17 protein-coding genes are annotated in these 16,594 nt (G+C 70.9%); 10 read left to right on the top strand and 7 right to left on the bottom strand.

Going from position 1 to position 16,594, the window contains the following annotated elements; translation table 11 throughout:
* Positions 1 to 91: 91 nt before the first annotated feature.
* The gene (locus ACZ7L6_RS33230; protein ID WP_471930366.1) at positions 92 to 1,834 is read right to left on the bottom strand and encodes a fatty acyl-AMP ligase; all 1,743 of its coding nucleotides are present in this window, start codon (positions 1,832 to 1,834) and stop codon (positions 92 to 94) included.
* 358 nt (positions 1,835 to 2,192) lie between these two features.
* A complete protein-coding gene (locus tag ACZ7L6_RS33225; protein ID WP_398826799.1) occupies positions 2,193 to 2,429 on the bottom strand; it encodes a hypothetical protein in 237 nt (78 codons plus the stop codon).
* Between the two features lie 299 nt (positions 2,430 to 2,728).
* Between ACZ7L6_RS33225 and ACZ7L6_RS33220 the strand changes: the two genes are divergently transcribed.
* Genes ACZ7L6_RS33220 through ACZ7L6_RS33195 form a run of 6 tightly spaced genes read left to right on the top strand, consistent with a single transcriptional unit; the run spans position 2,729 to position 8,128 of the window.
* Positions 2,729 to 4,249 (top strand): ATP-binding protein, encoded by a 1,521-nt coding sequence (locus ACZ7L6_RS33220; RefSeq protein ID WP_471930364.1) that lies wholly within the window; start codon positions 2,729 to 2,731, stop codon positions 4,247 to 4,249.
* Entirely contained in the window at positions 4,246 to 4,668 is a 423-nt protein-coding gene (locus ACZ7L6_RS33215) for a roadblock/LC7 domain-containing protein (protein WP_471930362.1), read from the top strand. Before ACZ7L6_RS33220 ends, ACZ7L6_RS33215 begins: the two co-directional genes overlap by 4 nt.
* A complete protein-coding gene (locus tag ACZ7L6_RS33210) occupies positions 4,665 to 5,030 on the top strand; it encodes a DUF742 domain-containing protein (protein ID WP_471930360.1) in 366 nt (121 codons plus the stop codon). Before ACZ7L6_RS33215 ends, ACZ7L6_RS33210 begins: the two co-directional genes overlap by 4 nt.
* Positions 4,999 to 5,652 carry a GTP-binding protein gene (locus ACZ7L6_RS33205; protein WP_471930358.1) on the top strand — a complete coding sequence of 218 codons (654 nt, stop codon included), beginning with the start codon at positions 4,999 to 5,001 and terminating at the stop codon, positions 5,650 to 5,652. Before ACZ7L6_RS33210 ends, ACZ7L6_RS33205 begins: the two co-directional genes overlap by 32 nt.
* A gap of 5 nt (positions 5,653 to 5,657) precedes the next feature.
* Positions 5,658 to 6,899 (top strand): cytochrome P450 family protein, encoded by a 1,242-nt coding sequence (locus tag ACZ7L6_RS33200; protein WP_471930356.1) that lies wholly within the window; start codon positions 5,658 to 5,660, stop codon positions 6,897 to 6,899.
* The gene (locus tag ACZ7L6_RS33195) at positions 6,896 to 8,128 is read left to right on the top strand and encodes a cytochrome P450 family protein (protein ID WP_471930354.1); all 1,233 of its coding nucleotides are present in this window, start codon (positions 6,896 to 6,898) and stop codon (positions 8,126 to 8,128) included. Before ACZ7L6_RS33200 ends, ACZ7L6_RS33195 begins: the two co-directional genes overlap by 4 nt.
* A 122-nt stretch (positions 8,129 to 8,250) precedes the next feature.
* Here ACZ7L6_RS33195 and ACZ7L6_RS33190 read toward each other — a convergent pair whose 3' ends face one another.
* Positions 8,251 to 9,783 (bottom strand): helix-turn-helix domain-containing protein, encoded by a 1,533-nt coding sequence (locus ACZ7L6_RS33190; protein ID WP_471930352.1) that lies wholly within the window; start codon positions 9,781 to 9,783, stop codon positions 8,251 to 8,253.
* A gap of 272 nt (positions 9,784 to 10,055) precedes the next feature.
* Here ACZ7L6_RS33190 and ACZ7L6_RS33185 point away from each other — a divergent pair, with 272 nt between their 5' ends.
* Together ACZ7L6_RS33185 and ACZ7L6_RS33180 are read left to right on the top strand one after the other, a co-directional pair.
* Complete coding sequence (locus tag ACZ7L6_RS33185; protein WP_471930350.1) at positions 10,056 to 10,676, top strand: L-threonylcarbamoyladenylate synthase; 621 nt, start codon at positions 10,056 to 10,058, stop codon at positions 10,674 to 10,676.
* Positions 10,677 to 10,798: 122 nt separating this feature from the next.
* Positions 10,799 to 11,554 (top strand): dienelactone hydrolase family protein, encoded by a 756-nt coding sequence (locus ACZ7L6_RS33180; protein ID WP_471930348.1) that lies wholly within the window; start codon positions 10,799 to 10,801, stop codon positions 11,552 to 11,554.
* Positions 11,555 to 11,566: 12 nt separating this feature from the next.
* Here ACZ7L6_RS33180 and ACZ7L6_RS33175 read toward each other — a convergent pair whose 3' ends face one another.
* The 3 genes from ACZ7L6_RS33175 to ACZ7L6_RS33165 all read right to left on the bottom strand — a co-directional run bounded on the left by ACZ7L6_RS33175 (position 11,567) and on the right by ACZ7L6_RS33165 (position 13,078).
* Positions 11,567 to 12,181: a dihydrofolate reductase family protein gene (locus ACZ7L6_RS33175; protein ID WP_471930346.1), complete on the bottom strand. Its 615-nt coding sequence runs from the start codon at positions 12,179 to 12,181 to the stop codon at positions 11,567 to 11,569.
* A 139-nt stretch (positions 12,182 to 12,320) separates the two neighbouring features.
* Positions 12,321 to 12,740 carry an SRPBCC family protein gene (locus ACZ7L6_RS33170; RefSeq protein WP_471930344.1) on the bottom strand — a complete coding sequence of 140 codons (420 nt, stop codon included), beginning with the start codon at positions 12,738 to 12,740 and terminating at the stop codon, positions 12,321 to 12,323.
* Positions 12,737 to 13,078: an ArsR/SmtB family transcription factor gene (locus ACZ7L6_RS33165; protein ID WP_471930342.1), complete on the bottom strand. Its 342-nt coding sequence runs from the start codon at positions 13,076 to 13,078 to the stop codon at positions 12,737 to 12,739. The genes ACZ7L6_RS33170 and ACZ7L6_RS33165 overlap by 4 nt, the downstream gene beginning before the upstream one ends.
* A 168-nt stretch (positions 13,079 to 13,246) precedes the next feature.
* On the opposite strand from ACZ7L6_RS33165, the gene ACZ7L6_RS33160 reads away from it, so the two are divergent.
* Complete coding sequence (locus ACZ7L6_RS33160; RefSeq protein WP_471930340.1) at positions 13,247 to 14,437, top strand: MFS transporter; 1,191 nt, start codon at positions 13,247 to 13,249, stop codon at positions 14,435 to 14,437.
* A gap of 134 nt (positions 14,438 to 14,571) precedes the next feature.
* Positions 14,572 to 14,985: a hypothetical protein gene (locus ACZ7L6_RS33155; RefSeq protein WP_471930338.1), complete on the top strand. Its 414-nt coding sequence runs from the start codon at positions 14,572 to 14,574 to the stop codon at positions 14,983 to 14,985.
* Positions 14,986 to 15,579: 594 nt separating this feature from the next.
* Here the strand turns inward: ACZ7L6_RS33155 and ACZ7L6_RS33150 are convergent.
* Positions 15,580 to 16,380, bottom strand: a complete 801-nt coding sequence (locus tag ACZ7L6_RS33150) for an AfsR/SARP family transcriptional regulator (RefSeq protein WP_471930336.1) — start codon at positions 16,378 to 16,380, stop codon at positions 15,580 to 15,582.
* Positions 16,381 to 16,594: the final 214 nt, after the last annotated feature.

Here is a 16,594-nt window from a genome sequence, read left to right as displayed (position 1 = left end):
TGGATTCGGGCAGGTCGGGGTGGCCGTACGGCTCGTAGGGCTCGCGTGGCGGTACAGCGGAGGCGTCGGCGACGACGGTGGACCGGCGGTGTCAGCTCAGAGCGGGCGCGTCGGCCACGGCGAGGGTCCCGTCCAGGTACGCCGCCCGGGTGGCATGGCGCTGGATCTTGCCGCTGGACGTCTTGGGGATGGTGCCCGGCTGGACCAGGACGACGTCGCGTACCGACAGACCGTGGGACTCGCCGATCCCGCTGCGGATGACGTCGATGATCTTCTCCGCCTCGGACGCCGCGTCCGGGGCGATCTCGGCGACGACGACGGTCTGTTCGCCGTCCGCTCCCCCGTCCTCGGCGCCCTTCCCGTCGACGGAGAACGCGGCGGTGCAGCCGGGGCGCAGGGCCGGGTGGGCCATCTCGGCGGTCAGTTCAAGGTCCTGCGGATAGTGGTTGCGTCCGTCGATGACGATGAGGTCCTTCAGGCGGCCGGTGACGAACAGTTCGCCGTCGCGCAGGAAGCCGAGGTCGCCGGTGCGCAGGAAGCGGCCTTCGTGGCCGGTCAGGGTGGCGCGGAAGGTCTCGCGGGTGGCGAGGGCGTTGCGCCAGTAGCCCTTGGCGACGCTCGCGCTTCGCACCCAGATCTCGCCGGCCTCGCCCTCGGGCAGTTCCTCGTGCCGTTCGGGGTCGGCGATGGCGACGGTGACCTCGGGGCCGGGCCGGCCGCAGCTGACGGCCGCCGCGTCGGCCTGCCCGGCGTGCGGGCCGGACGCGGGGGCGTGAAGCAGCGTGGGCGGTGTGTGGACGGTGCTGCCGGTGACCATGAGGGTGGCCTCGGCCAGGCCGTAGCAGGGATAGAGGGCTTCGCGGCGGAAGCCGGCCGGGGCGAAGGTCTCGGCGAAGCGGCGCAGGGTGGCGGCACGTACGGGTTCGGCGCCGTTGAAGGCGACCTTCCAACTGCTGAGGTCGAGGCCGTCGAGGAGGTCGGGTCCGGCGTGCTTGAGGCAGAGCTCGTAGGCGAAGTTGGGGCCGCCGCTCGTGTGCGGTCTGTAGCGGCTGATCGCGGTGAGCCAGCGCCGGGGCTGCTGCAGGAAGTGCAGCGGCGAGAAGAGGGTGGCGGTCACACCGAGATGGACGGTGTTGAGGACCGGTCCTATGAGGCCCATGTCGTGGTACACGGGCAGCCAGCTGACGAACATCTCATGGCCGTGCTCGGCGATGGCGTCCGGGGTGTGGCCCATGCGCTCGGTGATGACCCGCTCGTTGTCCAGCAGGTTGCCGTGGGTGACCATCACACCGCGCGGGGCGGAGGTGGAACCGGAGGTGTACTGGAGGAAGGCGACCGAGTCGGCGGTGAGGTCGGGCTCGCGCCAGGAGGCGGCCGCCTCGTCGGGAATGTCCTCGGTGGCGACGCAGGTGATGCCGTCGAGCTCCGGCAGGAACTCCGCCATGCCGGACAGGGCCGTGATCACCTCGCGGCCACCGAGGATCACCTTGGCGTCGGCGTCGGCGATGAGGCGCTTCATCCGGATCAGGGCCCGGTGGTTCTGCGCGCGGCCCTGCGGAGGGACGCCCGGTACGGCGACGACGCCGGCCGCGAGGCAGCCCAGGTAGCCGCAGATGAACTCCAGGCCGGGCGGGTACAGCAGCATGGCGCGGGCACCGGCCAGGCCGCGCTCCTGCAGCCAGGCCGCGACGGCCTGGGAACGCCGGGCGAGACGGCCGTACGAGAGCTCCTGCGTCTCGCCGTCGGCATCGCCGGTGACCAGGTAGCGGTAGGCGGTTCGGTCGGGGTGGTGCGCGGCATGCTTGGTCAGCAGATCGACCAGTGATCGAACCATGTACGAGTCTCACCTGTCTGGATCCGTGGGCGAGGGGAACTGGAGTTCGAGCGGGATGTGCTGGATGCCCGCGGACACCACGGCCGGCCGGCCCCCTTGCCGGACTTTCCGTCTCGACCCCGTCGAGGAGCTGTGCCGCCGGGCGGCAGACTCCTCGCATTCCCCGTACAACTTGCTACCGGCGAGTAGCACCATAGCAACTCCGTTCGGTCCGGCAGGCCGAACGGATGTAAACCCTACGTGTCCAAAGGTTGTTGACCAAGCGAGGGTGCGGCACGCGCGCCGTTCGGCGCCCGCACAGGCGAAAGCCCGGACACCTCGGCTTCCCCGGGTGTCCGGGCCGCGCGGGCGGGGTTGGTCAGCCGCCGTTCAGTCGCGCGCGCAGGAGTGCCTTGCCCATCTCGGCGCCCTTGCGGCTGTCCGCCTGGGCCTTGCGGAACAGGTCGGCCACCTCGGTGTCCTTGCCGCGTTCCGCGTCCTCGATGTAGGTCTCCAGCCGCAGCGCGTTGCTCAGGCACGCCTCCACGTACCAGATCAGGTTGTAGTCCTTGTCCTGCGTACCGGTCACGCCACCGGTCTCGGTGCCACTGGTCACGCTAGGCCTCCTCCGGCGTTCTCGCGTTCTCGTTCCTGAGCTCGCCGAGTACCCGCCGTCGGCCCGGACACACACCGCCCCGCCGAAGACGGGGGCCTGCGCCAACTCCCCCACCCCGTACGCAATTCAGACACTCGACACAGAAGCGAGCAGAGTCCCGGCACTTTCGGAACGAAGTATCGATCGACCGTGCGAGACCGGTCGATGACGGTGTGTACTGTGCTCCGAGCGCCTCGCCCCACGGCCTCGGAACCAGCCCTGCCCGACCGCTCCCGAACCGACCCCTGGGAACCGCCTCGATGATCGAATTACCGGACCTGGCGACCGGTGCTCTCGCCGTCGGCATGGTGTCCGCGCTCGCCCTGGGCGGCGGCCTGCTGCACGCGCAGCGGCAACAGGCGCGTCAGCGCGCCGAGATCGCCGCCTTGCGCCGCCAAGTCGACGGAGCGCTACGGGTGTTCACGGCCGAGGTCGAGCATCTTGCGGCGCGGCGTGTCCCGGCCGCCGCCCGGCAGCCGGCGCATCCCCATGTCACCGAGCCGGGTCCGCTGCATCCGCAGACCGCGGACACACCGCTGGGCCTCGCGCTGGAGCACGTCCTGGCCGGGCTGCGCACCGAGCTGGCCGCACAGCGCACCCGGATCGACGCGGCCGCACAGGCCGGTATGCGCGGGGCGACACGCGAGATCCAGGCGGCCCTGTACCGGCTGCAGGACGCGCTACGCGGGCTTCAGCAGACGTACGACGACCCCGAGTTGGCGCAGACCCTGTTCCGGCTCGACCACGAGAACGAGCAGTCGCTGCGGCGCGCGCAGGTCGCCGCCGTGGTGTGCGGGGCATGGGTCGGGCTCGCCCGCGAGGAGTCGCACCTGGTGGACGCGGTGACCGGCGGCCAGGCCCGGCTCGCCGGCTACCGGCGGGTCCGGATCCACAACCACCTGGAGGCGGGGACCGGGCTGGTGTCCCACGCCGTGGAGCCGGTCGCGATCATCGTCGCCGAACTTCTCGACAACGCCCTGCGGCACTCCGCGCCGGACACGGACGTCGTGGTCAACCTGGAGCATGTGCATCACGGCGTCTGCGTCACGGTCGACGACGCGGGGCTGGGCATGACCCAGGACGAACGCGCCCGGGCGCAGCAGCTGGTGGCGGGTTCCGAGCCGATCCTCCTCACCGAGCTGGGCGATCCGCCGCGCATGGGGTTCGCCGCGATCGGGCAGCTGACCCGGCAGTTCGACCTGGGCGTGGACCTGTCGTCGCCGTCGCCGTACGGCGGGGTGCGGGCGGTGCTGCGGATCGACAGCCACCTGCTCAGCCGTATCGACCCCGACGAGCGACCGCCCGCGGCCAGCGCGCCACGCTCCACGCGCTCGGCCTCCCGGCACGCGCCGTCCGCCGGCTCCCCGGACGCGGCACCCGTCGGCTCCCCGGGCGAGGCATCCGTCGACTCCCCGAGCGAGGCGTCCGCCCCCTCGCACGGATACGGGGCCGACCATGACGACGATGCCTCCGGCGCCGTACCCGGGCATCACGCTCGGCGTGACGCCGGCGGTCTGCCCCAGCGCCGGCGCCGCACTCGGGTCACGGCCGCTTCCGCCGACACGCCGGCCCCGCGGCCCGCTGAACGCAGCCCGGAGCAGGCCGCCGCCGCATTGGGCGCCTTGCAGGCCGGGACCGCCGCCGCCCGGTCCGCGGCCGGCGAAGGAGCGGCCGACGCCGCCACCGCCGTACCGGAAACCGCGCGAGCCGCGCGGCAGCGGGCCGAAGCCGCCACGGACGACACCGAGCACACCGACCACGAAGGAGGAACGGCTCGATGACCAGCCGCGACGCGGGAGACACGGCATGGGTGCTCGAACCGATCCTGCAGGTGCCGCACGTGGTGGCCGCCGTGCTGCTCACGCGGGACGGCCTGGTGACCGGCTACACGGACGCGCTCAGCCGGCCCTCGGCCGAGCGGGTGGCCGCGATCACCAGCACCGTGCAGGGGGCATGCCGTACCGCGGCGGCCGCGTTCGCCGACCGGGAGCGGGCCGAGGTGCGGCAGGTCGTCATCGAGTCGGACCACGGCTATGTGCTGATCGTGCCGACGGACCACGGCACGTGCGTGGCCGCGTACGGCGACGGGGAGGTGCGCCTGGATCTGCTCGCGCACCGGGTGCACTCGCAGGTGGCCCGGCTGGGCGAGAAGGCGATGGTCGCCGCGCCCCGGGGCGCCGACGGCGGCGCGCCGGCATGACCGGCCGCCGTGGCGGCCGCCCCTTGGTCCCCGCGTATCTGTCCACCGGCGGCGTGGCCCGGACCGGCCGGACCCACCTGGAGCGGCTGTCGGTGCTCACGACCACCCGCACACCCGCCCCCGCCGATCTGCCCGCCGCCCGACTCGCCCTGCTGGACGCCTTGGACGAGGGCCCACTGACGGTCGTGGAGGCCGCGGCGCTGCTGCGGTTGCCGGTGTCCGCGGTGCGCGTCCTGGCGGCCGAGCTGATCGACCGGGACCTGGTGCTGGCCCGTGCGCCGATCCCGCCCGCCGAGCGCTTCGACCCCGACCTGCTGAAGAGAGTGGCCGATGGCCTTCGCGCCCTCAAGCACACCCAGTGACACCCGCGCCCGCGCCCGCGACACGGCACGCGGGAGGACCGCGGACGTCCACCTGCCCGACACCGCCCGCGACCTGGTCAAGATCCTGGTCGCCGGGCCCTTCGGGGTGGGCAAGACGACCCTGATCGACTCGGTCTCCGAGATCCGGCCGCTGCACACCGAGGAGCCGCTCAGCGAGGCGTCCGCGCAGGTGGACGATCTCGCCGGGGTGCGGGACAAGTCGACGACGACCGTCGCCGTCGACTTCGGGCGGATCAGCCTGCCGGGCGGGGTCGTGCTGTATCTGTTCGGCACGCCCGGGCAGGAGCGGTTCCGGGCACTCTGGGACGACATCGCGTACGGCGCGCTGGGTGCCCTGGTCCTGGTCGACGGCCGTCGGATCGACGCATCCTTCGACGTGCTGGGGCTGGTGGAGGAGACGGGACTGCCGTACGCCGTCGCGTTCAACGCGTTCCCGGACGCGCCCCGGCACCACACGGGGGAGCAGTTGCGCGCCGCCCTGGATCTGGAGGCGGGCACGCCGATGGTGACGTGTGACGCGCGGGACGCCGACTCGTCCGTCGACGCGCTGCTCGCGCTGGTCCAGCACCTGATCGACCGTCACGCTCCGGAAGGCCGGTGACCCGGATGACGACCACCCACTCCCCCGACGGGCAGGCCTTCTCCCGCTCGGCGCCCGTGCGGCTGTGGGAGGACGGCTTCGCGCTGGATCCGTGTCGCTACTACGACGACCTGCGCGCCCAAGGCCCGGTCGGCTGGGCGGAGTTGGCGCCGGGCGTGCCGGCGTATGTCGTCACCGAACGGCGGGCGGCGCTGGATCTGCTGCACGACACGGACACGTTCTCGCACGACCCCCGGCCGTGGGAGGCGACGGTCGCCGACGACTCGCCGGTCCTGGGCATGATGCGCTGGCGGCCCAACACACTGTTCGCCGACGGCACCGCACATGTCCGCTACCGCACCTCGCTGATCGACACGTTCGATCTGATCGAGCCGCACGATCTGCGGGCGCGGGTGCACCACGCGGTGCGGGTACTGGTGGGCCGGATCGGGCCGAAGGGCGAGGCCGATCTGGTGGGCGAGTTCGCGCGGCCGCTGATGGCGCTGGTGTTCAACAACCTCTTCGGACTGCCGGACAGCCGGAGCGACCGGCTCCACGTGGCGCTCGGCAAGATGATGGAGGGCGGCGACGAAGCGGCCGAGGGCGAGGCGGAGTTCGGCGGCTACGTACTGGAGCTGATCGCCGCCAAGTCCGAGCGGCGGGGCGACGACCTGCCGAGTCGGCTGCTGGACCATCCTGCCGGGCTCACCCCGGAGGAGGTCACCTGGCAGGTGTTCCTCACCCTCGGGGCCGGGCACGAGCCGACGGCCAACCTTGTGTCGAACGCGCTGTCCCGCATCCTCGGCAACCCCCAGTACTACTCGACGCTGACCAGCGGGGCGCGCCCCGTGACGGACGCGGTGGTGGAGGTGCTCCATCACGAGACGCCGCTGGCCAACTACGGCATCCACTACGCGCGCACGCCCGTGTCCTTCCACGGGACGTGGATCAGGGCCGCGGTGCCGGTGGTGGTCTCGTACGGGGCGCTCGCGTACTTCGCCGAGCGGGAGGTCACCAGCGGCCGTCACCCCCAGGACGCCTCGCACCTGTCCTGGTCGGCCGGCCCGCACGCCTGCCCGGTCCGGCAGCACACGCTGCTCATCGCCACCGAGGCGATCGAGCGGCTCACGCAGTGGCTTCCCGACCTGGAGCCGGTCCTGCCCCGGAACCGCCTGACCTGGCGGCCCGGCCCCTTCCACCGCTCGCTGACCTCCCTGCCCGTCCGGTTCAGCCCTCGCTCCCCCGACCAGCCAGGAGTACCGACGTGACCGTGACCGACCGCATCGACCGCTTCGCCATCGACCCGTTCGGCGCCGACATCGCCGGGGAGAGCGCCCGGCTGCGCGCGCTGGGCCCGATCGTGCCCGTGGAGCTGCCCGGCGGCATCCCCGCCTGGGCGCCGACGGACTACGACACCCTCAAGGAACTCATCCTCGACCCGCAGGTCAGCAAGGACCCCCGGCTGCACGGGAAGCTGTGGCCCGAGATCGGTGAACACCCCTCCTGGCAGTGGATCCTGGGCTGGGTCGGCGTGGTCAACATGCTCTCGACGTACGGCGCCGACCACACACGGCTGCGCAAGCTGGTCGCGCCGAGCTTCACCCAGCGGCGCACCGAGATGATGCGTCCGCGTGTGGAGGCGATCACCGCGGAACTGCTGGACGCGCTTGACAAGGGTGGTGCGGTGGTCGATCTGAAGGCCTCCTTCGCCCATCCCCTGCCGATGCGGATGATCTGCGAACTCTTCGGCGTCCCGGAGGAGTTGAGGGAGGCCACCAGGACGCTCATCGCGGCCATCATGGACACCTCCGACCCGAGTCCGGAGCACGCGGCGTTCGTGCAGCAGCAGATCGGTACGGTGCTGGGAGCGCTGATCGCCCACCGCAGCGAGCGGCCCGGGGACGATCTGACGACCGAGCTGATCCGGGTGCGGGACGAGGACGGTGACCGGCTCAGCGACGAGGAGTTGCTGTACACGCTGCTGCTGGTGATCGGCGCGGGTTTCGAGACGACCGTCAATCTCATCGGCAACGCGGTCGTCGCCCTGCTGACCCACCCCGAGCAGCTGGCGGCGGTGCGATCCGGGGAGATCGGCTGGGACGCGGTGATCGACGAGACGCTGCGGGTGCACCCGTCGATCGCGTCACTGCCCCTGCGGTTCGCCGTCAGCGACCTCAAGGTCGGCGACGTGACCGTTCCGGCAGGGGACGCCATCATCACGACGTACGCCGCGGCCGGATTGGATCCCGTGCACTACGGGCCGGACGCGGACACCTTCGACGCCTCGCGCGGGGCCGACGACCATCTGGCGTTCGGGATCGGTGCGCACCGCTGCATCGGCGCTCCGCTGGCCCGGGTCGAGGCCCTGACGGCCCTGCCTGCCCTCTTCGACCGCTTCCCGGACCTGCGGCTGGCCGTCGGGGAGGACGAGTTGCGTCAGGTGCCGTCGTTCATCGCGTTCGGCTGGCAGGAGATTCCGGTGCGGTTCGGGGCCTGAGCGCCCGGGTGCGGGGACGCGACCGGTCCCCCGTTCCGGTCGTGCCCCCGCGGCAGGTCGAACTTACGTCTAGGGCGGCCGGATTGGTATCGCATTTATGCCCGCTGGACCCTCCTCAGGGCTCACCTGTGCACAAGTGAGTCCGGAAGGCCCGATTTCGCCCCGTGCAGGGCGGGCTGATCCAGGTCACCCACGGCGAGATGGGCCAGGACCACCTCGTACAGGTCGGTGCCCCCGGCGAGGAGCTGCCGTTCGAGGACGGGTTCCGCGCTGCGGACGTGCTCGCGCACGGTCTGGGCGTGGACCCCGAGGGTCTGGGCGGCGCGTTCGGCGTTGCCGCCTTCGGCGATCCAGGTGCGGACGGTGCGGCGCAGGTCCCGGGTGTTCCGGTCCAGGCGGGCGAGGAGGTCCTGCGCCCAGGTTCGCATGGCGGGCCCGGAGAGCAGGTCGCACAGCGAGACGGGGGACGCGTCCGACGCGCCGGTGCCGGCCGGTACGTCGGCCAGGCTCACCTGGATGTTCAGCGCCAGGTGGACCACGGCGCGGGCGGTGAGGTCGGCGAAGTCCACGCGCAACAGGGCCTCCACGCGCTCCATGCGGGCGCGGACGGTGTTGCGGCTGACGCCGAGGACCTTGGCCGCGTTCACCGCGGTGAACTCCAGGCCCAGCCGGGTGGTGGCGAGCAGTTCGGCCCGCGTGTGGTGCGGCAGGGTGTCGAGCGGGCGCAGCAGCCGGTCCGTCCAGCCGCGCAGTGCCGTGGGGTCGATCAGGCGCTCGGGGTGGGTGCGTTCGGCGTAGACGGCGGACTTGTCCGGGCGGAAGTGCGCGACGGCGAGGGCGCTCACGGCCTGCCCGTACGCGGTGGCGGTGCGGGCCAGGTTCTGCCGGGCGCTGCCGCCGAGGAACGTGTGCGGGCGCGGCCCGATCAGCGACCGCAGTTCCCGGGCCTCGGCCTCGCCGGGCGTCACGACGATCACATGCTCCTCGACCGCCGGGCAGAGCACGACCAGCGCCCGCTCGCCCGTCGCGTCGACGCACTCCTCGGCGAGCCGGTCGCGATCCTCCGCGGTGCCCTCGACGACGTAGACGCAGGCGGTGTCCGTGTCGAGCAGGCCGGGCCACAGTCCCGCGGCGACGCGGCGTGCGGAGACGGTGTCCTCCACCATCAGCAACTGCAGGATCGCCAGCCGCAGATCGGACGTCGCCTGTGCGAGCCGGCGTCCGGCGACGGCCGTCTCGCCCGCCCTGAGCAGGAGTTCGATCACCTGCACGGTGCGCGTGACGATGTCGGAGGCGCGCCGGTCGAAGGGCGCCTCCCGTGACACCGCGAGGACGCCCGCCGACGGCCGGTTCGGCCACTCCACCCTGACCAGACGCAGGTGACGCCCCTGACCCTCCCAGGCGGCGGAGGCGATGCGGCCGGCGGCGACGGCCGCGACGAGGTCGTCGTCCAGGGGCATCGACGTGCCGGACAGGAGCGTGCCGCTGTCGTCCCGCAGGGCGGCGGTTCCCTCCACGGCGTTCGCGAGCCAGGCGACGACCCGGCGGACGTCGCGCCCGGTCGGCCGCAGATGGTCCAGCAACTCCTCCGCCCACGCCGAACCGTCGGCCCTCCTCATCCCCGCCTGACGGCCCGCGTCCTCCCTGCCAGCCACGTCGGCTTTCACCTCGTCCTGCACTTCCTTCACGACATACCGCTCGGTACGCTACCTCACCCGCCCCAGCCCGTACGCCGACGTTCGTTCCGGACTGGGTTCCCCGGAACTCGGCGCTCATCCCGACCGGTTCACGGCACCGCCTGACCGGACGGCCGCACGGGAGATCGCTCAGCCTGCCGGCGACTCAGGCGCCGGCGAAGGCCGCACTCCGTGGGTGTACCTGTCATGGCATGCGCGGCTGCCGGGTGTCCAGGGCATAGGCTCGTCCAATGGCGAAGTACTTCGACGTGCACCCCGACAATCCTCAGCCGCGCACCATCGCTCAGGTCGCCGACAGCGTCCGCTCCGGTGCGCTCATCGCGTATCCCACGGACTCCTGCTATGCGCTGGGCTGCCGGCTGGGCAGCCGTGACGGCATCGACCGGATCCGGACCATTCGCCGCCTGGACGACCGGCACCACTTCACCCTCGTCTGCCAGGACTTCGCGCAGCTCGGCCAGTTCGTCCTGGTCGACAAGGACGTGTTCCGCGCGATCAAGGCGTCGACGCCGGGAAGCTACACGTTCATCCTGCCCGCGACGAAGGAGGTGCCGCGCATGCTTCAGCACCCGAAGAAGAAGACGGTCGGCGTGCGCATCCCCGACCACGTCGTCACCCAGGCGCTGCTGGCCGAGCTCGGTGAGCCGCTGCTGTCCAGCACACTGCTCCTGCCCGACGAGGAGGAGCCGATGACGCAGGGCTGGGAGATCAAGGACCGGCTCGACCATGTACTGGACGCAGTCGTCGACTCGGGGGACTGCGGTACCGAGCCGACCACGGTGATCGACTTCTCGGGCGGCGAAGCCGAGATCGTCCGGAAGGGAGCGGGCGACACGTCCCGGTTCGAGTAAAGCCGTCGCCAAGCGGCAGGGGGTGCCGCGGCCCGGTTGCATGGTGCGTGTAACCATGCCGACGGCCCGGTTCCGCCGGGTCGGCGAGCTGCTCGCCGTGGACTGCACAGAGAGGCACCCCCATGACCTCCGTACAGGCAACAGACGTGGACATCCCCACCGAGGACGGCGTGGCGGACGCCTACCTGGCCCACCCGCGCGACGGTCTTCCCCGGCCGGGCGTCCTCCTCTACCAGGACGCCTTCGGGCTGCGCCCCCATCTGCGGTCGATGGCCGACCGGCTCGCCGAGGCCGGTTACACGGCCCTCGTCCCCAACGTCTTCTACCGTCACGGGCGCAGCCCCGTCTTCGAACTGCCCGAGTTCATCGACCCCGCCGCGCGGCCGGAGCTGTGGGAGAAGATCGTCCCGGTCATGCGGTCCCTGACGCCCGAACCGGCGATGCGGGACGCCGGCGCCTATCTGCGCTGGATGGCCGAGCGGCCCGAGGTCGCCGACGGTCCCGTCGCCCTCACCGGCTACTGCATGGGCGCACGGCTGGCCCTGCGCACCGCCGGTACCTACCCGGACCGGGTGGCCGCCGCGGCCGGTTTCCACGGCGGGCAGTTGGCGACCGACGCGCCGGACAGCCCGCATCTGGTCGCCGAACACATCACCGCGGAGCTGTACTTCGGACACGCCGACGCGGACCAGTCGATGCCTCCCGAGCAGATTGAACGCCTCGCCGACGCGCTCACCGCGGCGGGCGTCCGTCACCGGTACGAGGTCTACGAAGGTGCCCACCACGGTTACACGCAGGCCGACACCTCCGCGTACGACGAGGCCGCGGCCGAGCGGCACTGGGCGGCGCTGCTCGACCTGCTCAGGCGGACGTTCTGAGCGACTCGGCGATCACTTCGGGATGCGGTACTTCACGTGGGTGGCCAGCGGCGTGTCGACCACCCTGACCGGCTGAAGGTGCCGCAGCCGGACGCCCAGTCCCTCGAAGAGCCGCAGTCCCCCACCGAGGAGCGCGGGCACCACGTGCAGCTGCAGTTCGTCGATGAGCCCTTCCCGGAGGTACTGCCGCACCGTGCTCGCGCCGCCCGCGATGTCGACGTTCCTGTCACCGGCGGCGGCCTTCGCCCGGTCGAGGGCACTGTGGATGCCGTCGGTGACGAAGGTGAAGGTGGTGCCGCCCTCCTTGACGAGCGTCGGCCGCGGGCGGTGGGTGAGAACGAACACAGGAGTCCTGAACGGTGGGTTGTCCCCCCAGAACTCCTCCCCGGTGTCGTACATCATCCGGCCCATGACCACCGCTCCGGTGGCATCGAACCACTCGCGCATCAGCTCAGAGTCCCGGTTCTCCTCGCCACCGGTCATCCCCTGACGCTCCCGCCAGCTCGCCAGGTTGTGAATCCACTCGAAGAGCGGCTCGGCACCGTCGCCACCCGGGTTGTCGATGGTGACGTCGGTGCCGGCGACGTAGCCGTCGACGGAGATGGCCATATCCGCGGTGACGGTCATGATGGGACGCTCCTGAAGTCGTGGGATGTGATGCCTTCACTCTCCCGTCGATCGAGAATCGGCGAATTCGACAAGCCTCTGACTTCAGTCGGCCAGTGAGCTTTGCGGCTGAGGACCCCGTCGGCCGATCACGCGCGGGCTATCGGCCGGCCACAGCGTCCAGCGCGGGCTCGATCCGCTCCAGCACACCCGGCCAGCCGCTGCCCATGCCGTCGTATGCGGTCTTGGCGAGCGGCGAGTCGAGATCGAAGCCCGAATGCTCGAGGAAGAGCCGCGTGCCCGTCCCCTCGGGCTCCAGGCGCCAGGTGATGGTGGTGTCCAAGGTGCCCGGGGCGAAGCTGTAACGCAACAGACGCTCCGGTTCCACCGCGAGCACCTCGCACTCCTGATGGCCCCACGGCCCCATGTCCAGGGTGAACCGGTGCCCGACTTCCGGGCGTACGTCTCCGGCGGCCCACCACCGCGCGTGCAGCTCCGGGTCGGTGAGCGCACGCCACACGGCCCGGGGAGGGTGGGCGATGAACTGGTCGCAGTGGATGGTCCGGGGTTCCACGGTCATGGGGAGTCGTCCTTGCTGTCGCTGGTGGTGCTGATCTCGTCCAGTACGTCGCTCAGGGCGCCCATGCGCGCCCGCCAGTAGCGCTCGAAGGGGTGCAGCCATGCGCCGACCTCGGCGAGGGGCTCGGGCTGCAGGTGGTAGTAGCGGTGGCGGCCACGGGGTTCCTCACGAACCAGTCCGGCCTTCCTCAGCACGGAGAGGTGTTCAGAGACGGCGGGACGGCTGAGCGAGAACTCCCCGGCCAGGTCCCCGGCCGCACGCGCTCCTCCTATCAGGCCTTCGAGCAGCTTGCGCCGGACCGGGTTGGCCAGTGCGCTGTACACGTCGACTGGTGGCATGCCCACAGAATGCGTCGGGAGTCTCCGACGTGTCAACTTTTTCCGACGCGTCAGCCGCCCTTCGATGCCTGCGGTGCCTTCGATGCCTTGGATCCGTTCAGTGCCTTCGATTCCCTTCGGTGCCTTCAATGTGCGAGAGGTACCGCTTGCGGCGTTATCGTCGGCGGGATGGACGGTGATCGGCGAGGGTGGCGGGCGTGTCTGCTCGGCGGGGCGGTGTTCGCCGTTTGCATGGCCGGCACCACGCTGCCGACTCCGCTCTATCCCCTGTACCAGGAGAAGTTCGGGTTCTCCGAGTTGACGGTGACCGTCGTGTACGCCCTTTACGCCTTCGGGGTCATCGGCGTGCTGCTGCTCATGGGCAACGCCTCTGACGCCGTGGGCAGGCGGGCGGTGCTGATGTGCGGTCTCGGGTTCGCGGCGGCGAGCGCTGTCTGCTTCCTGTGCACCACCGGCCTGGGGTGGCTTTATGCGGGGCGGCTGCTTTCGGGGCTGTCCGCCGGGCTGTTCACCGGGGCGGCGACGGCGTATGTGATGGAGCTGGCGCCGTACGGCGGCGCCTCGCGGGCCACGTTCGTGGCGACGGCCGCCAACATGGGCGGACTGGGCTGCGGTCCGCTGCTCGCGGGGGTGCTCGCGCAGTACGCAGCCTGGCCGCTGTACCTGCCGTTCGCCGTGCACCTGGCACTGGTGGCCGGTTCGGCGGCCGTCCTGTTGCGGCTTCCGGAGACGGTACGGGAACGGGTGCCCCTGAGCACCGTACGGCCGCAGCGGCCCGCTCTGCCCGCGTCCGTGCGGGCGGTGTTCGGGCCCGCGGCGATCGCCTCCTTCGTGGGGTTCGCCCTGTTCGGGGTGTTCACTTCGGTCAGCCCGGAGTTCCTCGCCCAGTCCCTGGACGTGCACGACCACGCCGTGAGCGGGCTGGTCGTCGCGCTGGCCTTCTTCTCCTCGACGGCCGGGCAACTGGCGGTCGGCCGCGTCGGAGTCGGGCGGTCGCTGCCGCTGGGCTGCGCCGCCCTCCTCGCCGGGCTGGCGCTGCTCGCGGGGGCGCTGCGGTGGAACCTGATGTCGCTGGTGGTGCTGAGCGCCCTCGTCGGCGGGGGCGGGCAGGGGCTGGCCTTCCGCGGGGCGCTGGCCGCGGTCGCCGGGGCGTCTCCGGCGGACCGGCGCGCGGCGGTGATCTCGACGCTGTTTGTGGTGGCCTACGCGGGTATTTCGGTGCCGGTGATCGGTGTGGGGATCCTGTCGGAAACGATCGGCCTGGAGAAGGCAGGGCTGGTCTTCATCGCCTGCATGGCCGTCCTGGTCTCCACTGCAGCCGCCTATCTGCTCCGGCGGCCGGTACCGGCGAGGACGTGAGCGCGCAGGGAGGCGGTGGCCGATTGATGGTCACGCTAGGTGGACCTGAGGTGCCGTCATCTGGTGGGCCCTCTGCCCAACTTCCGTGATACACCGGGAAGATCACCCCGACGCGAGCAGAGAGGGCACCGCACATGGGCCGACCGACGACCGCGAGTCCGCTGCCGAGCAACACCAAGGTCCTGTCCATCGGGCTGCATCCGAGCGCGCTCGACTACACCCGGATGCCGGACGGAGTCGACGAGGCGGCGCTCGCCGCTCGGATCACGTCGGCGAACGCGGCCCTGCGCGAGGCGGGATTCGATGCTGTTCCGTGCCTGATCGGCATCGCTCCGGACCACGCCGAGGCGACCGTCCGTAAGCAGTTGCAGGAGCACACGTTCGGCCTGGCGATGATCGGCGGCGGCGTACGCATGCTGCCGGAGAACACCCTGCTGTTCGAGCGGTTGGTCAACGTCCTGACCGAGGAAGCGCCCGGGATCCGATTGTGCTTCAACACGACGCCTGAAAACACGGTCGATGCACTCAGGCGGTGGATACAGGCGTAGGCAGGGCTTTGGGGCGAGACCGGCGGTGCATCCAGGACGGCAAAGCGCAGCGTGCGGGTCAGGCCGGTAGGAGGAGCCAAGGAGCGCCGGCCAGGACCTCACGGGGAGGAGCACCGGCGCTCTCCGTCTCTTCAGGTTCGCGTACATGGATGTTCAGCGGAGCGCGGCGGGGGAATGGGCGTCGCGCAGCAACCGCCGTGGTGTGCCGGAACCGTCCGCCGGCACGGACCAGACGCCCTGATCGCACTGTCCATGCGTTCGGGGGCAGGAATCTGATCTTCGGGTCCGACGCCCTCGAAGCGGTCCGGAGCAGGGGCCTGCCGGTTCCGAACAGTCCCTGTCATCGGCTGAACGGCATGGCTGGCCTGCCACGCCTCAGCGCCGTCGGCTCCGACACGGGCGGGCAGTTCCGGCTCGCCTTTCCCAGCTGCCGAGTGATCGTCGGCGCGGTCGCCTCACGCCGTCCGTCACCGGTCATGTGCTCCACCGGCCGGCTGCGGAAGAGGATCCGCTGCCGGCCATCACGTGGGACTCGCTCCACGAGCCGCTGAGCGCATGGGAGTCGGAGCAGGTCTGTGAACGCTCGGGACCAGGTCAGTGGACGGCGGGAAGGAATCCGGCGGCCTCCAGCCGCGCCGGATCGGCCCGGAGAATGGCTTCCTGAGCGAGCCTCAGCGGCGGCCCCGGTTCGACGCCCAGCTCCTCTCTGATCACCCGGCGGGCCCTGCGGTACACGTCGAGCGCGTCCCCCTGACGCCCCGCGCGGTAGAGGGCGATCATCAACTGACGGTAGAAGGGCTCCCTCAGGGGATGGCGCACGATCAGTCCCTTCAGGTCCTCGATCACTACATGGTGATGGCCGAGGGCCAGCGCGGCGTCGAAACTCAGCTCGGCACAATTCAGCCGCCTCTCCTCCTGGACGGCCTTGAACGCAGCGAGATCCAGGGAGGCCGGAATGCCCTCGAGGACCGGGCCACGCCATAGGGCCAGTGCCCTGCGGAGAAGTTCGGAGGCCCGCATGAAATCAGCCGTGAGATAGAGTTCTCGGCCACGCGTGTAGAGGGTCTCGAAATCCTGGAAGTCCGCTCCGGCGGCGCTCAGGTCGAGAATGTATCCCACCGGTGCGGTGACGATGGGGGAGTCTTCCTGCGGGATGGTCAGAAGTTTCCGCAACTGGGAGACGTACACCCGCAGGCTCGCGGAGGCGCACCGCGGCGGGCGTTGTTCCCACAGCTCCGCCACGAGTGTTTCACCGGGGACGGCCTCACCTGCCCGCACCAGCAGCAAAGCGAGCAGTTTGGCGATTTTGGGCGGCTCCGGCGTCAGGTCGAGGGTGCCGCGGGTCACCCGCAGCCGCCCCAGCAGCTCGTAACGCAGTGGATGGTCGGCCTGCACACAGGACAGGGACACGGTACCCCCCGAATGCGTGACACGCATTCAACTAATTCCGATTCCCCCGTCCGCCCCGCACTCGGGGCGCCACAACATGCGGTGTTACTACCTGCACGTGGAGCATATGCGAGCCTGTTCCGGGATACCAATAACTGGCCGTTACGCGGTTATTAAATGGACGCGAAAGTCCGAACACCCCGGGCGTGTGGCGGAAATT

The sequence above is a fragment of the Streptomyces sp. NPDC107522 genome (assembly GCF_055657525.1).
The sequence above is the reverse complement of the archived record's forward strand: the minus strand, read 5'-3'. Positions and strand labels throughout refer to the sequence as shown.

Coding starts and splice junctions, on each gene's coding strand:
- ACZ7L6_RS33230 (WP_471930366.1), bottom strand. CDS start 1,834: ATGGTTCGATCACTGGTCGATCTGCTGACCAAGCATGCCGCGCACCAC.
- ACZ7L6_RS33220 (WP_471930364.1), top strand. CDS start 2,729: ATGATCGAATTACCGGACCTGGCGACCGGTGCTCTCGCCGTCGGCATG.
- ACZ7L6_RS33215 (WP_471930362.1), top strand. CDS start 4,246: ATGACCAGCCGCGACGCGGGAGACACGGCATGGGTGCTCGAACCGATC.
- ACZ7L6_RS33210 (WP_471930360.1), top strand. CDS start 4,665: ATGACCGGCCGCCGTGGCGGCCGCCCCTTGGTCCCCGCGTATCTGTCC.
- ACZ7L6_RS33205 (WP_471930358.1), top strand. CDS start 4,999: ATGGCCTTCGCGCCCTCAAGCACACCCAGTGACACCCGCGCCCGCGCC.
- ACZ7L6_RS33200 (WP_471930356.1), top strand. CDS start 5,658: ATGACGACCACCCACTCCCCCGACGGGCAGGCCTTCTCCCGCTCGGCG.
- ACZ7L6_RS33185 (WP_471930350.1), top strand. CDS start 10,056: ATGGCGAAGTACTTCGACGTGCACCCCGACAATCCTCAGCCGCGCACC.
- ACZ7L6_RS33180 (WP_471930348.1), top strand. CDS start 10,799: ATGACCTCCGTACAGGCAACAGACGTGGACATCCCCACCGAGGACGGC.
- ACZ7L6_RS33175 (WP_471930346.1), bottom strand. CDS start 12,181: ATGACCGTCACCGCGGATATGGCCATCTCCGTCGACGGCTACGTCGCC.
- ACZ7L6_RS33170 (WP_471930344.1), bottom strand. CDS start 12,740: ATGACCGTGGAACCCCGGACCATCCACTGCGACCAGTTCATCGCCCAC.
- ACZ7L6_RS33165 (WP_471930342.1), bottom strand. CDS start 13,078: ATGCCACCAGTCGACGTGTACAGCGCACTGGCCAACCCGGTCCGGCGC.
- ACZ7L6_RS33160 (WP_471930340.1), top strand. CDS start 13,247: ATGGACGGTGATCGGCGAGGGTGGCGGGCGTGTCTGCTCGGCGGGGCG.
- ACZ7L6_RS33155 (WP_471930338.1), top strand. CDS start 14,572: ATGGGCCGACCGACGACCGCGAGTCCGCTGCCGAGCAACACCAAGGTC.